The sequence below is a fragment of the Pseudomonas sp. S4_EA_1b genome, assembly GCF_016307435.1.
GTDB classification, from domain to species: domain Bacteria; phylum Pseudomonadota; class Gammaproteobacteria; order Pseudomonadales; family Pseudomonadaceae; genus Aquipseudomonas; species Aquipseudomonas rhodesiae.
This window is the reverse complement of record NZ_JAEILC010000015.1, coordinates 16,792-29,224: the sequence shown is the minus strand read 5'-3', so window position 1 is coordinate 29,224 and position 12,433 is coordinate 16,792. Positions and strand designations below refer to the sequence as shown.

Genomic DNA, 12,433 nt, shown 5'->3' with positions numbered 1-12,433 from the left:
ACCGGTCCAGCACGTGCGTCCCATACTGATGGCCCATCGGATAAAGGAAGACATTGTGAAAGCCCTCGTCTATCAAGGCCCTGGCGTTAAAGTCTGGACTGACAAACCTACCCCGCTCATCGATAAACCTACTGACGCCATTATTCGCCTGCTGCACACGACGATATGTGGCACTGACTTGCACATTCTCAAGGGCGATGTCCCTGCGGTAACGCCGGGCCGAACGCTTGGCCATGAAGGGGTGGGCGTTGTCGAGACGGTAGGTTCGGCCGTACGTAATTTCAAGCCCGGCGACCATGTGCTGATTTCCTGCGTCACCTCTTGTGGCAGTTGTGCCAATTGCCGCCGCCAGATGTATTCCCACTGCGCGGACGGTGGTTGGATTCTTGGCCATATGATCGATGGAACTCAGGCGGAATACGTTCGCATTCCACACGCCGACAACAGTCTTTATCCGATTCCCGCCGGTGCCGATGAGGAAGCCCTGGTGATGCTCAGCGATATCTTGCCGACCGGGTTTGAAATCGGCGTGCTTGCCGGCAAGGTCAAGCCTGGCGACAGCGTGGTGATTGTCGGGGCAGGCCCAGTGGGCATGGCTGCATTGTTGACGGCTCAATTTTATTCACCGGCTACGCTGATCATGGTCGACGGTGATAGCAATCGCCTTGAGGTGGCACAGCGTTTTGGTGCCACCCACGTGATCGACATCAAGACCGAAAACGCCATCGAGCGTATCTTTGAATTGACCGATGGCGTCGGTGTGGACGTCGCGATTGAGGCGGTGGGTATTCCGGCTTCGTTCGATACCTGTCAGTCGGTGATCGCGCCCGGCGGCAATATTGCTAATGTTGGGGTACACGGCAAGAGCGTGGAGTTGCACCTGGAGAAGCTATGGATTCAGAACATCAACATCTCCACGGGGCTCGTTAACACCAACACCACGCCGATGTTGATCAAGACCGTGCAAGCCGGCAAGATCGACGCCAGCCAGTTGATCACTCATCGCTTTGCCTTGAATGACATCCTTCAGGCATATGAAATCTTCGGCAATGCCGCCCAGGAGAAAGCGATGAAGGTCATCCTCAGCCAGTAAGACACGCCCACCCAGGATTTCAGGAGCTGCGAATGGCAACCCAGGCTTTCCCCGCTGCGATGGGCGGTTCCTTATTGGTGCTCAATGCCGGCTCCTCGAGCTTGAAGTTCTCTCTCTATCACGGTAACCCCGATGAGCAGGGCGAACCACTGGCTCAGGGGCAGGGCAGCCTGGAACGGCGGGAAGAGCAGTGGGTGCTGTCGTTTACCGACAGGTCGGGCAAAGCCGCTGAGGAACGCTGGCCGTTGCCTGCGAAAGATGGCGACGCCCTGGAGCGTTTACTGCCGTGGATCGAAGCTCGCACCGGCGCGCCGTTGGTTGCCGCCGGACATCGCGTGGTGCATGGCGGCCTCCGTCAGGAAGTCGCCGCACTGGTCGATGAGACCTTGCTGATCGAGCTACAGGCGCTCACCCCCATCGCACCGCAGCACCAGCCGCTGTGCCTGGCGCCGATTCGCTTTCTCGCGTCCAAATACCCTGGATTACCTCAGGTGGCCTGCTTCGACACGGCTTTCCATCACACCCTTGACCCGCTTGAAACTCTTTATGGCTTGCCTCGACGAATGACTGAGGAAGGCGTGCGCCGTTACGGCTTTCATGGGCTTTCCTATGAGTACATCGCTGGAGTGCTCGGCGACTATGACAGTGCTGCTGCGGGACGAACCATTGTCGCGCACCTGGGCAACGGCGCCAGTCTGTGTGCACTGCATAATGGGCGCAGTCGTGCCACCAGCATGGGGTTCACGACGCTGGACGGACTGCTGATGGGCAGCCGACCGGGCCACCTCGACCCTGGCGTCTTGTTGTACCTGATGCGCGAGCGCGCAATGTCCGCGCAAGCGCTTGAACACTTGCTGTATCACGAGTGTGGTTTGCTGGGCGTATCAGGCGGCATTGCCAGCGACATGCGGACCCTGTTGGCCAGTGATCAGGCGGCCGCTCGTGAGGCAGTGTCGCTGTACATTCACAACGTGGTCCGGGAAATAGGCAGCTTTGCCGCCGTGCTGGGCGGGCTGGACGCATTGGTCTTCACCGGCGGCATCGGTGAACACGCAGCACCGGTGCGCGCCGCTATCCTGCGCGGGTGTGCCTGGCTGGGGCTCGAACTCGACGAAGAGGCCAATCAAGCATCCGCTTCGCGTCTTTCGCGATCCCACAGCCCGGTCAGGGCCTGGATGATCCCTACCGATGAAGACCGGGTAATCGCCCGGTACACCCTGAAGCTTTTACCGACACCGTTGCTCGACAGCAACCCGGATTGACCGCGAGCCTCTGGCGTTTTGCCGGACGCTTTCCATCGTCATATTTTCGTGGAGTCGCTATGTATACCTTCAATCCAGCGTTTTCCAGCGCCGATGATTCAAACCACGTCAGCCCGATAACGCCCGAGGCGGGCGGTCCGCTGGCGCCAGAGTTGCTCGACCGGATGCATCGGTATTGGCAAGCCGCAAATTACTTGTGTGTCGGGCAGATCTACCTCAAGGCCAACCCGTTGTTGCGCGAACCCTTGCAGGCCGAGCACATCAAGCCACGGCTGCTGGGGCACTGGGGAACGTCAGCAGGGCAAAACTTTATCTATGTTCACCTGAACCGGCTGATCAGCGAACAGCGAGTGTCCATGGTGTACATATCGGGGCCGGGCCACGGCGGGCCGACACTCAACGCCTGTGCATGGCTGGAGGGGACTTACAGCGACGTTCATCCGGACATCACCCCGGACGAGCCGGGCATGCTGCGCTTTTTCCGCAGTTTTTCCACGCCCGGCGGGGTCCCCAGTCATTGTGGCCCGCATACGCCCAACTCGTTGCATGAGGGCGGCGAACTCGGCTACTCACTGGTGCATGCATTCGGTGCCGTATTCGATAATCCGGATTTGTGGGTGGCTTGCGTTATTGGCGATGGCGAAGCCGAAACCTGCCCTTTGGAGGGCAGTTGGAAGAGCGTGCGCTTCCTCGACGCTCGCCGCGACGGGGCGGTATTACCCATCTTGCACCTCAATGGCTACAAGATATCCGGGCCTACGGTGGAGGCGCGTACCACCGATGCGGACCTCATCGAGCTGTACCGTGGGCGTGGCTACGAACCCCTGATCGTCGCCGGGGAAGACGTGCCTGGCATGCACCAGCGTTTTGCGGCAGCGCTTGATGCGGCCTATGCAAAGGGCCGGCATATTCAACAGCAGGCCAGGGAGCAGGGCGACACTTCGCCCCAGCGCTGGCCGATGATTATCCTGCGCAGCCCCAAAGGCTGGACGGGCCCGAAAGTCGTTGATGGCCTGCCGGTGGAAGGCACGTTCCGCGCGCATCAGGTGCCTCTGGCCAATGTCGTGCAGAATCCTGACCATCTGGCGCAGTTGGAGGCGTGGATGCGCAGCTACCAGCCGCACACGCTGTTTGATGATAAGGGCTGCCTGGTCGCTGATCTGCAGGCGCTGACGCCACCCGCGCCGTTGCGCCTCGGCGCGGTGCCATACGTCAATGGCGGTCGACTGCTCACGGCGCTGGATTTACCTAATTTCGCCGACTACGGCCTGCACGTCCCGGGGCCAGGCCAGGTGATCGCCGAGGCGCCTCGCAAGCTGGGCGAGTATTTGCGCGATGTCATTCGTACCAACCCGCATAATTTCCGGATCTTCGGCCCGGACGAGACCAACTCGAACCGCTTGAACGCGGTCTTCGAGGCCACCGATCGAACCGCCGCGGGTCCGTTGCTGGGCATCGACGACCACTTGGCGCGCGACGGCCGAGTCATGGAGGTCCTCAGCGAGCATCTGTGCGAAGGTTGGTTGGAAGGCTATTTGCTGACCGGCCGCCACGGCATGTGGTCGACCTACGAAGCCTTTGCGCAAGTGGTCGACTCCATGGTGACGCAACACGCCAAATGGTTGCAGCAATGCCGCGATTTCGCCTGGCGGCGGCCGCTGGCCTCGCTCAACATCCTGCTGACCAGCCATGCGTGGCGCAACGATCACAACGGCTTCAGCCATCAATCGACCGGTTTCGTCGACAACGTCCTGCAACGCCGCTCCGACGTCGTGCGGGTCTATTACCCGCCTGATTCCAACTGTCTGGTCAACGTCTTCGACCATTGTTTGCGCAGTCGCAATTACGTGAACGTCGTCACCTGCGGCAAGCAGCCGGATTTCCAGTGGCTGAATTTCGATCAGGCTCTCAAGCACTGCTCGCAGGGCGCATCGATTTGGGATTTCGCCACCAATGACGGCGCGGCGGAGCCGGATATCGTGCTGGCCTGCGCCGGAGATGTGCCAACGACAGAAGCGGTAGCGGCCTCGTGGCTGTTGCAGAAGCACGTACCCGGTATTCGCGTTCGTTTAGTCAACGTGGTCGATTTGAGCATTCTGGCCAGTCCCGACGATCGCCCACACGGCATGGACCATGTTTCATTCGAAGCGCTGTTCACCCGCGAAGTGCCGGTGATGTTTGCCTTCCACGGTTCAACCTGGGTGATTCATTCCATGGTGCACGGGCGGGCGAATGAAGCGCGCTTTCACGTGCGGGGTTTCTCTGATCGCGGGACCACTACAACGCCGTTCGACATGGTCGTTCTGAACAATATGAGCCGGTATCAGCTGGCAATCGATGCGTTGTCACATGTGCCCCGGCTGCGGTCCAGCAGCCTGGACGCGATGAGTTATTTTGAAGACCAATTGCGTCGTCATCACACTTATATCCGCGAGCATTTCGAAGACATGCCCAAGATCCGCAACTGGCACTGGACCGCCGACTTCACGCAGCCACAGTCCCCATCGCCTTTGGCCAAAGGCCAGGCGCGCGGGCAGACTTTCACCGATGCGTGACCCTGTTCAGAGTCATTTAATTCCATTTTAGAGCTTATGCGAGAACGCTATGAATGAAGGTGCCTCACCGGTTACCCCGCCGCCGCCTTTACACTTTCCGCCAGGATTGATTGTCGCCGTCCTAGCCATGGTGATCGTGTTGTTCTTGCCGTTGCCTACGGAGTTGCCGGTAGCCGGACACCGTATGCTGGCCATCCTGGTGTTTGCGGTCACGGTCTGGGTGACCGAGGCGGTTTCATACGAGGCCAGCGCCATCATGATCACTTCGCTGATGGCGACATTGATCGGCACGGCACCGACCTTGTTAGATCCGTCACTCACCTATGGGTCATCGGCCGGCATTTCAATGGCACTTGGCGGCTTTTCCAATCCAGCGCTTGCTTTGGTGGTCGGGGCATTGTTCATTGCTGCCGCGATGACCCATACGGGCCTGGACCGTCGCATAGCATTGGTGACCTTGACGAAGGTTGGGGCCAGCACAAGGCGGATTCTGTTCGGGGCGATGCTCGTGATCGTGCTGTTGAGTCTGGTAGTGCCCAGCGCCACAGCTCGTAGTGCCTGCGTGGTGCCGATCATGATGGGCGTGATCGCCGCCTTCGGCGTGGCCAAACGCTCCAATATCGCAGCGGGTTTGATGATCATTGTTGCCCAAGGCACCAGTATCTGGAACGTGGGTATTCAGACGGCTGCCGAACAGAACCTGCTGACTGTGGGTTTCATGGACAAGATGCTGGGCCAGAGAGTGTCTTGGATCGACTGGTTGATCGCAGGCGCAGCTTGGCATGGGCGGCGGTATGCAATTGGCCAAAAAACCGGGAAAGATAAGCCTGATCGACGTCTACCGTGCTGTTGAAGACCCGGAAATCTTCGCCTTGCACCGAGGCAAACCCGACCAGAAATGCTTGGTCGGGAAAAACATTCAACGCGTACTAAGCCCGCGTTTTGATAAAGCGCAGCAAGCTCTGGAGGATGAACTCGCGACAGTCACTCTGGAAGACATCGTCAATGATATTAATCGGTTCGAGCCAGCCTCCCTTGACGCGGTTCGGGAGCCAGGCCTATAGCTGCCGCAATGAAGGTGTATGCTCGCGCTGGGTCTATGGGGCTGAACCTGGCTCTTACAGCGCGCGGCTGATCGTCGTGGTGGGAGACGATGTGTCCTGGGGCTGGCCGGTCGTACGAACGACTCAGCAGTGGGCGCGCCAACCTCCAATGGTAGGTTGGCGCGATGCACCTTTTTATTGTGAGGCTCAAGCGCTTGATCCTGCTTCATCCTGCGCAACCGGACCTGAGCACCGGACAACAGGATCGCAAGCTCGACGACGTTGCGACGATAGGGGGCTGCGCGCCGGTCGAACTTGGACATCTCGATGCCGAGCGTTAAATGTCGTCGCCCCAGAAAAGCATACGTGTGTTATGCGGGAGCGCAAATCATCATCACGGGGGCTTCCTCCTAAGGCCTAAGGCGTCCATAGGAACAAACTCACCAAGCCTTACGTCGGATGTCGCCCTCATGCTAGGTATTAAGATTCTGCGATTTTAAGAAAAGGATTGTCGGGTGGTATCAACTCAAATAAATGCTTCGGATCCTCAATCAAGTACCCCTTTAAGGTGGTTCTCTTCCTATGGCCCTGCACTTGGCATGCCCAGATGTTTAGGCCGTTGTCTCGCTTTCTGTGGACCTTCAGTTTCTCGAACTGCTTCTGTACCCAACGCCATTCTTCAATCTCTTTATTGACCTTCTTGGCGATGCCAGGAAACTCCTGGACATAACGTTGAAAGAGACCTGGAGATACCAGAAATACAGTACCGCTCACCGTGTGAATTTTGGCCTTACTATCATTGATGATCAGATTGTGACTCAGGATGCCTTCGCTGACCCAATTCAGGAATGCCTCGCCTGGGTTGTCTGATGGGGGGGAGCTTTCGAGAGTGCTTTCTGACGTGCCTTCACGAGCTTGTGGCTCTGCCAAATCGAACATATCAAGCAGTGTTCCGAGGTAGTCGGCATCCTCCAGCGCCATGGGATCTGGCTGCGATGGGTTTTGTGTTGACTTTGTATCGACAGCCTTGGGGGCTGGTGGTGATACCGGAGCGTCAGTCGGGTGGTCATCGACTGCCACGTTCACTGTTCCGCTGAAAGCTTCTGGGCGGTCTTCATTCCCCCAGATCAACGCCGGTTGAAGGCGCAAAAACGTAAAGCTCTGCTGCCAGTTTCCCTGTGCCACGAGCGCGGTCCAGATAGCTTTGCCTTCTGGAGTCGACTCGACCAGCCCATGCGACTGCAGTTCGTCGAACACGGCAATGTTGGATGAAGGAATACCTTCAATCGACTGCGACAGCAGATAGGCTCGCAGCTTGTCCGTGACCGTCTTGCTGACCAGCCACAGTGCGTCTTGAGTCAACCAACCCGCGGCGCCCGGCTGGTTGAGTTTCAGGTCGTGTTGAACCAGATGACGCAGTCCGCTGATCAAGTGATGTTGCAGCGAATGGATGGGGGCTTGTAACGCCTTGCTCGGGTTACCACCGATATTCTGCGCGGTGGAGACGCGGTCGGCCTGAATGACCAACTCGCCGAGCACGCCGGCACGTTCGTACTGACCCGCCAGGACATACAGCAGGCTGGCCCACAGTGGAGGGAATCCGCTGAGCCAATCGAGGATAGGGCGGTCGAGAATCTGGGTGTAGAGCAAGCCGGCGGCGGCGCCATGCAGGTGGTAGTCCCGACCTTTGAGGTAACGAAAACGGTAGGGTTGATCCAGCGGACCCTGCCAAGGATGCCAAAGACGGCCATCCTGGCGTTCGACCTGCAGGTCTACGGCGATCTTGCCGATGTCATGCAGCAGGGCACCATAAGCAATACCGGCGGACCAGGCATCGGTCTGGGCGGCTTGGTCTTCGGGCGCGGCGCCGGTGGGAAGCAGATACGACTGACGCAGTTTTAAACTGCAAGCGACCAGTTCAAGTCCATGGTCGAGCATGCCGCCGAGATACGCATGGTGGTGCGTCTCGCTGGCCGGGAGTTGCTGGACCTGTTCGGCGTAGCGATGGATCGGATTTAAGTAGAGCTGGGTGAATTGGGCGTGAGAGAGGGCGGTGCACTGCCAGATGCGATCGAGCAACTGGCGGCGATGCTCCGCGGCTAACAAGCTGTGGGCCGACTCGATGGGCAGGTAACCTTCAGCGACGCTCACGGTCGGTGGCGGAGGGGGCTTCTGCCTTTTGTGGCGAAACAGACTGAGCATCGTGACCTCCGGGAAATGGCTGGGTCAGTGGCCTTTTAGCCTTTTCGGATAGCGCTCTTACCCTTGAGTCCCCATTCCCTTCCAACCCTTACCCGTCCTTTTGGCTCGTGTCCCTTTGTGCCGCAATCGGAATATGGATACTGCTAGGCATCATTTTGTTGAGGGCTGGTATGGAAAAGACAAGAGTCGGTACACTGCGGGGCAAATTTTCTGGGTCTTGCCATGAACCTTACTGACGCCACGCTCGTGCTGCTGCTCGCGGCACGTATCCATGGAACCGACGAAGCCGTCAGGGCCTCGGCGAAGAGCGTGGTCAAGAAGTTGCCGCGCAGTAAGCGCGATCTGATCTACAAGGTGATCGACAGTCGGAGCCCGCTCGAGCTGGTGGATTATCTGGCGCAAAACCTGGATACGGAATGACAGGCTGCTGGTGTGCGCGCCTCTCTTGTTCTTTGCGTCAGAGTCCCGCGGCATGGAGCTTTTCTTCTGAGCATAAAAAAGGGCCCAACTCGTGTCAGGCCCTGTGAAGCGATTGCAGCGGTGAGGTAACGATTAAGCTCCATCGTTCATGCAGAGTGAGTCGTCCAAGACCGCTCGCTTCAGTTGCTGCTCCAGGTTGAGTACATACTCCGAGGCGCTTCGGGCGTGACCACTGGCGCGAAAGATCGCGCGTTTGTCAGCCTTGAGCAGGGGGAGCCAGGAGTCGATGTAGCCCTCGTGCCGCAACTCTCCCTGTATACCGGTGTTGGCACATAAAAACGCAGCGCCCATCTCGGCGATCAACTCCTCAAACGCATAGCCTGGCGAGCCGAACGGACAGGCGGACGTCACACCTTCGCGCTGCAACCGAGAATGATGCCCGGTCCAGTGCGTCAGCTCATGTAGTGCGGTGGCATAGTACCCACCTTCATCGTGAAATTGCGCTTTTGTCGGCAGTTGGATGAGATCCCTGATCGGATGGTAAAAGGCTTCGTCTGCAGATCGATGAACGATGTGTGCACCCGAACTTAACAGCAGATTTTCCGCAGCGCTGTTGGGCTGGAAGGGATCACTCTGTTCCGTCTCGAGCAGGGTTTCATTGAGCATTTCGAGTCCCTCCGTTTGCTCGATGTTGAACAGAAAATGCGTCCTGAGAATGCCAAAGTGAGCGACCTTGGGCTGACCATGTTCATCAAGTAGGGGTTGGCCTGACTCGGTCTGTTCCTCGCGCTCCATCGGCTTGTAGAGCACCGCCAGGGTGCTGTGCTCACCCTTACGGATGTGTCCAGCGGCCTTTTTGGCTTGGTTGAAGGTCAGCCAACGATCTTGAGTGAATCCCTGCAACCTGGCCTCGGCCCAGAGCAGCGGTAAATTGATGCCCGAGTACGGACGTCGCGTGATGGCGTTGATGGGGTAGGGTTGATGACCGATGTCAGCGGAGCCACTTGAGGACCAGGGTTTGATCCAGGGGGCAACGCCTTGGTCCAAAGCGGTAACGATCTTGTCAGTCACGTCTTGGTAGATATCGCGCATGGCATTTTCCTCGAGAGAAAACGGAGGAACGCCTTGCCCGTCGGGGAGGGTTCCCCGGTTGGGTGATGTGCTGGATTGATGCAGGTCTTGCATGCCGTCCGAATGTGGAGGTGGGCGCCGCCAATTTCGCTTAGCGCTGGTGTTCTCCTGCAAGCGCTATCAGCAAGGCGCCAGGCTGACCCGGTTCTTGGAGTAGGCTCAGACTCAATTGCAGCAACGGGTCGTGGTCTAAGTGATCGGTTGGTTCAATGTGGATTACCTCGAACAGCACGTAGGGCTTGTGTGGATAGGCCAGGTGGGCTTCGAAGGCTGCGCGCAATACGTGGCTCAACCGATCGACCTGCAGCTTCTCAGCGTGATCGGATTGCTCGAGCAGTACTGCGCGTTGCCACGCGCCAGGGGTGAACACGATGGGCAACCGAAGGGTGTTCAGTGTTTGCGGTGTAAGTGAGTCGGGCATGGTATGTCTCCGTTGAAAATGCGAAGAAACCTGTCCCGTGCGGGGAAAGATTTCCCCGCAGTGGGTTGAAGAAAATCAAGAGGGCTTATCTCACGAGCAGCGCTCGAAAGGCGCTCAGGAGAGCAGTAGGCGTTCATCACCGTAGCAACGGTCACCGTGCGAGCCACCGAACGCTAATCGCACTTGGGGAGAACCATCACCGAAGTGACGTAGCCTTGAATGTTCTGGCTACCTGGGAAAGTGCTGTCGATAACAGCGATCCGTACCTCGGGTTTAGCCGAGCTGTTCGCGAATAGCAACGAGATAAACCAACGCGTTAGACGAACTGAGTCTACTGAAAGCCAGCGTTGTTTTTTCGACCGGATTGACTGACAAACGGTTAGGCTTGGAGCGCTACCGGCAAGCTTCTAAAGGGCGTGATACTAGGGTGATGATGTTCAATGAAGTTGTATGAAAATGTGGTTATCGGAAATTTTCTCTACGGGCTGGGGTTCGCTCTTGGTTCACAGCTGAGATCCGGTCAGTTACCAAGTATGGTGAACTTGCTTCAGCAAACGCCAGACGATAAACGATTGGGGGATTTGCTGATGGCATTCCCTGGCACAGTACGTTTGATCGAGTTTAAGACTGAGGCTAACAAGTCAAAAAAAGAGGCTGGTCGTCACCAGTTTCTATCTCGAATTTTTTCCGAAAAATTGGACGAGTTGCCTGACCTGCCAGGTACTTCGCGGCGGGTGCATTGGTACATCGAAACGGCGCCTCTTCCCAGCGCTGCACTGTCGGCACGCATTGAGCCCTATCTCGATGCGTTTGGCGAAGGCGCCAGGCAACGGCCTAAGTCAAGCGAGAGGTTCCAAAACTTTATCGAGGAGCTGGCTGCTGGCATTCTGCAACGCAGATCGGCTGAGATCACAAGGGCTGAGCGCGACTACATCGATCTGGTGCGGCTTGCTCAAGGGCCAGAGGAGACCGGAACAGGCGGATTGGTGCTGGTGGTCGGCAGCGGTGGAGGTCTGCATTTCGCCGCCTTACAGGATTTGATGGATTTGAACCTGTCCCACAAACAATGGATCGAGTACAGCCAGGAGCGATATCTTTCCCTTCAGAGAGAGATGAAGCAACCAGATCACGAGATGCCCGACCTAAAAGGTCCGACTTTAGGGAGATATTGATGACCGGAACAAGTCAAGAGCAAGCGCACGATCGAAATTTTCAGGCCCTCTTTGGCGCGGCTCGCAAAGTCCTCGAAGCTGTAGAGATCGATGAGAGCAAGTCTCGACGGGCTACTGATGCGTTGCGTGAGCTGCAGGATAGCGTTGAGAAGAAGCTGGTTCGACTGGAGGCGGGCGTCAAGCAGAGTATCGAGAGTTCTGCACAGTCAACTGCAAATCAAGCCGCTGAGCTGTTGAGCAAGAGATTCACCGAGGCAGATGCTGCCGCTCAGCGGGCTGCTGGACTGTACAACGTGGCAGCAAAGAAATTGAATAGCAGGCGTTGGCTCTACTTCCTGTCGGCGCAGGCTACGATCCTTACATTGGTAGTAGTGTCTCTCTATCTGTGGGTGCCGTCGTTAGACGAAATAAAAGCGCGTCGAGGCGAAGTGGCGAGGCTGGACGAATTAGGCAGTCGGGTTGAGTGGTCGAAATGCAATGTTGGGAATGGTCAGACGCGCGATTGCATACGCACGGACGAATCGGAGCATGCGGACTTTTTCGAAGACCGCACAAAGGGCAAAACCTATCGCATACCGAAAGGTTACTAGCCGTTTACGAGTCCTATTCCTGGCGGAATGCGATATGGGTGCTGCGTTCAACGCACCGCCCATATCAAAGCTCGCGGTGCCGTCTGAGCAAACTGATAAACGGTCAGATATAGACCGTTTTCAGTAGTAGGCTATTACTCTTGTCTCAACCATGAAACGCTCAAAATAGGGCGAGACCATGCCGACTCAGCAACCTGTTCAGAGTTCACGTGCCCACCGCTGGACGTACGCCTGTGGTATGTCTGTGAAGCGTGGTTACCGTAAATTGAAAACGTTTGAATCCCGCGTGGCTGAGTGTGCGGAGACGGTAGGTATGCCCGCAGGTAAATTACTTGTTCGCGGGAGTTTTCTGACTGCCAAGTTGGCTCTGCTCGGAGCATTTCTTTTTGTTAGCTTCTGGTTGTTTGTGCTGATGTGCACAATCGTCGTATTAGCAGCTATCCCAATTCAAGATTCAGACACTCCAGGTATTGACGATCTCGATGATCCAATGCATAGAACGTCTTGGCCTGAGCGGTACGATAAATGGGGTTCTCTGAAGTAG

General features: G+C 57.2%; 12 protein-coding genes and 1 pseudogene. 10 read left to right on the top strand and 3 right to left on the bottom strand.

All coding sequences use genetic code 11. From position 1 onward, the window contains the following. The first annotated feature begins 55 nt into the window (after positions 1-55). The 6 genes and pseudogenes from YA0848_RS05575 to YA0848_RS05550 all read left to right on the top strand — a co-directional run bounded on the left by YA0848_RS05575 (position 56) and on the right by YA0848_RS05550 (position 6,294). Positions 56-1,093 (top strand): zinc-dependent alcohol dehydrogenase family protein, encoded by a 1,038-nt coding sequence (locus tag YA0848_RS05575; protein WP_184316123.1) that lies wholly within the window; start codon positions 56-58, stop codon positions 1,091-1,093. A gap of 32 nt (positions 1,094-1,125) precedes the next feature. Continuing rightward, positions 1,126-2,355, top strand: a complete 1,230-nt coding sequence (locus YA0848_RS05570) for an acetate/propionate family kinase (RefSeq protein ID WP_232925042.1) — start codon at positions 1,126-1,128, stop codon at positions 2,353-2,355. Between the two features lie 59 nt (positions 2,356-2,414). After that, the gene (locus tag YA0848_RS05565) at positions 2,415-4,910 is read left to right on the top strand and encodes a phosphoketolase family protein (RefSeq protein WP_177081922.1); all 2,496 of its coding nucleotides are present in this window, start codon (positions 2,415-2,417) and stop codon (positions 4,908-4,910) included. Positions 4,911-4,959: 49 nt separating this feature from the next. Continuing rightward, a pseudogene (locus YA0848_RS05560) lies at positions 4,960-5,691 on the top strand (SLC13 family permease); the annotation flags it as partial. Between the two features lies 1 nt (position 5,692). Further along, positions 5,693-5,974 (top strand): Rrf2 family transcriptional regulator, encoded by a 282-nt coding sequence (locus YA0848_RS05555; RefSeq protein WP_155717230.1) that lies wholly within the window; start codon positions 5,693-5,695, stop codon positions 5,972-5,974. A gap of 164 nt (positions 5,975-6,138) precedes the next feature. Then, positions 6,139-6,294 (top strand): hypothetical protein, encoded by a 156-nt coding sequence (locus YA0848_RS05550; RefSeq protein ID WP_155717229.1) that lies wholly within the window; start codon positions 6,139-6,141, stop codon positions 6,292-6,294. 139 nt (positions 6,295-6,433) lie between these two features. Here the strand turns inward: YA0848_RS05550 and mobH are convergent, their stop codons facing one another. Then, complete coding sequence (mobH, locus tag YA0848_RS05545) at positions 6,434-8,155, bottom strand: MobH family relaxase (protein ID WP_184316128.1); 1,722 nt, start codon at positions 8,153-8,155, stop codon at positions 6,434-6,436. Positions 8,156-8,377: 222 nt separating this feature from the next. Between mobH and YA0848_RS05540 the strand changes: the two genes are divergently transcribed. After that, entirely contained in the window at positions 8,378-8,575 is a 198-nt protein-coding gene (locus YA0848_RS05540) for a DUF7740 domain-containing protein (protein WP_184316130.1), read from the top strand. 132 nt (positions 8,576-8,707) lie between these two features. Here the strand turns inward: YA0848_RS05540 and YA0848_RS05535 are convergent, their stop codons facing one another. Together YA0848_RS05535 and YA0848_RS05530 are read right to left on the bottom strand one after the other, a co-directional pair. Continuing rightward, positions 8,708-9,667, bottom strand: a complete 960-nt coding sequence (locus YA0848_RS05535; RefSeq protein ID WP_184316131.1) for an ArdC family protein — start codon at positions 9,665-9,667, stop codon at positions 8,708-8,710. 130 nt (positions 9,668-9,797) lie between these two features. Beyond that, complete coding sequence (locus tag YA0848_RS05530) at positions 9,798-10,127, bottom strand: hypothetical protein (protein ID WP_184316133.1); 330 nt, start codon at positions 10,125-10,127, stop codon at positions 9,798-9,800. Between the two features lie 440 nt (positions 10,128-10,567). On the opposite strand from YA0848_RS05530, the gene YA0848_RS05525 reads away from it, so the two are divergent. From YA0848_RS05525 to YA0848_RS05515, 3 genes are all read left to right on the top strand, one after another. Then, on the top strand, positions 10,568-11,299 hold the full coding sequence (locus tag YA0848_RS05525; protein ID WP_184316134.1) for a hypothetical protein: 732 nt from the start codon (positions 10,568-10,570) through the stop codon (positions 11,297-11,299). After that, positions 11,299-11,889, top strand: coding sequence for a hypothetical protein (locus YA0848_RS05520; protein ID WP_184316136.1), 591 nt, complete (start codon positions 11,299-11,301; stop codon positions 11,887-11,889). Before YA0848_RS05525 ends, YA0848_RS05520 begins: the two co-directional genes overlap by 1 nt. A gap of 178 nt (positions 11,890-12,067) precedes the next feature. Next, positions 12,068-12,433 (top strand): DUF3742 family protein, encoded by a 366-nt coding sequence (locus YA0848_RS05515; protein ID WP_184316138.1) that lies wholly within the window; start codon positions 12,068-12,070, stop codon positions 12,431-12,433.

Coding starts and splice junctions, on each gene's coding strand:
- YA0848_RS05530 (WP_184316133.1), bottom strand. CDS start 10,127: ATGCCCGACTCACTTACACCGCAAACACTGAACACCCTTCGGTTGCCC.
- YA0848_RS05520 (WP_184316136.1), top strand. CDS start 11,299: ATGACCGGAACAAGTCAAGAGCAAGCGCACGATCGAAATTTTCAGGCC.
- YA0848_RS05515 (WP_184316138.1), top strand. CDS start 12,068: ATGCCGACTCAGCAACCTGTTCAGAGTTCACGTGCCCACCGCTGGACG.
- YA0848_RS05535 (WP_184316131.1), bottom strand. CDS start 9,667: ATGCGCGATATCTACCAAGACGTGACTGACAAGATCGTTACCGCTTTG.
- YA0848_RS05555 (WP_155717230.1), top strand. CDS start 5,693: ATGGGCGGCGGTATGCAATTGGCCAAAAAACCGGGAAAGATAAGCCTG.
- YA0848_RS05540 (WP_184316130.1), top strand. CDS start 8,378: ATGAACCTTACTGACGCCACGCTCGTGCTGCTGCTCGCGGCACGTATC.
- mobH (WP_184316128.1), bottom strand. CDS start 8,155: ATGCTCAGTCTGTTTCGCCACAAAAGGCAGAAGCCCCCTCCGCCACCG.
- YA0848_RS05565 (WP_177081922.1), top strand. CDS start 2,415: ATGTATACCTTCAATCCAGCGTTTTCCAGCGCCGATGATTCAAACCAC.
- YA0848_RS05525 (WP_184316134.1), top strand. CDS start 10,568: ATGAAGTTGTATGAAAATGTGGTTATCGGAAATTTTCTCTACGGGCTG.
- YA0848_RS05550 (WP_155717229.1), top strand. CDS start 6,139: ATGCACCTTTTTATTGTGAGGCTCAAGCGCTTGATCCTGCTTCATCCT.
- YA0848_RS05570 (WP_232925042.1), top strand. CDS start 1,126: ATGGCAACCCAGGCTTTCCCCGCTGCGATGGGCGGTTCCTTATTGGTG.